The organism is Winogradskyella sp. A3E31 (genome assembly GCF_046720935.1).
Lineage (GTDB): Bacteria > Bacteroidota > Bacteroidia > Flavobacteriales > Flavobacteriaceae > Winogradskyella.
The window spans coordinates 1-1,417 of record NZ_JBHNWH010000023.1; the positions used below are offsets into that span (position 1 = coordinate 1).

Sequence of the window (1,417 nt, forward strand, 5' to 3'; positions counted from 1 at the left end):
TCGCTGTTGGTACACCCGGCGTGGTAACATCACTAGCACATACAACATCTTGGTCGTAGTCCTGATCTGCATCCCATGTCGGTGCCACATCATCACCACCATCTATTTCATCTTCTCTAATTACAATAGTTTCACCATTACCAGTTGTAACTGTAGTGGTAATTGTCACAGTCCAAGCGCAATCATTTCCTATAACGCTTGTAACTTCAATTAAAACATTGGCCTCATTAACTGGATTTCCAAAACAATCAACAATTAAATCATTTGAGAAACTCCCATCAATATCACCTTCAGGTAAACAACCCATAAAATCTATGTTCGGAATATCTCCTGGAACTAAATCATCACCATTGTTAATCGTAGGTGCTGCATTAGTAACTTTTAATTCCTGAGAACAGGTGAACTCTTCACCATCTATAGTAAGTGTATACGTTCTTGTTGCTGTAAATACTGTTGCAACATTTACCGTTACTTGAACATCATAGTCTGTATCTTCATAAGTCATTGACGGTGTGTTACCACAAAGCTCAATATCTGTAAATACACTTGCATACTGCTCACTTGTAAAAGGAGGAAATTCTACTGCAAAATCAGCTAACTCGTCAATATCTTTACAGTCTAATTCTTGATCCTGAAGGTTACAAACAGCAGCTGGCTCGCAACATACTATTAGTGTAATTGTAATGCTTGCAGAACTCGTACATCCATTTTCACCAGTAGCTGTAATCGTAAAGATTTCACCGTCAGCAAAATTTGTTATTGTTGGATTAAGTGAAGTTGCATCATCAAAAACGGCACTTCCGTTACTCGTCCATAATACACTGTCTGCATCACTAGTTGCGTTTAGCATAAATTCTTCTGCATCTTCACATATCGCATCGATAGGGTCGATGGAAACCATTGGATCTTCCAAAATTGTAATTACAATATTGTCACTTGCTTCACAATCATTTGCATCGGTTACTGTAAGTGTCAATATATATTGACCAGCTGGTGCATTTTCAAAGTCTGGTGTTGGACTTGTTGGGTCATCGAAATAATTGATAGGTGTAGTCGGAGTCCATGAATATATAAAAGGACCTGTACCTCCTTGTACTGCTGAGCCTAAGCTCGTCGTATTTATACCACCATTAAAACAAACACCAGGGCCACAAGTTGCAGCAACTGTAAATACGTCTGGCTCACTTATTGTTACTGTCTCTTCTTCAAAGCATGTGTCGCTCTGTGAAGCTCTTACTGTATAAGTCCCTGGTCCATAAGTTGCATTTTCATCATAGGCAGCTCCATCAACGGTGATTGTTGCACCGCCAGTAGCACTTGCGGTGATTGTTCCATCAGCTGCACCATTACAGGTAACATCTGTAGAGTTAACCGTTAATACTATATCTGCTGGTTCACTTATAGTTACTGATTCTTC

Annotated in this window: 1 protein-coding gene; it reads right to left on the reverse strand. The window is 39.4% G+C overall.

Going from position 1 to position 1,417, the window contains the following annotated elements; genetic code table 11:
* Positions 1-1,417: hypothetical protein (locus tag ACFEMA_RS14685; protein ID WP_411768964.1), on the reverse strand; the 1,417-nt coding region annotated here is incomplete at both ends.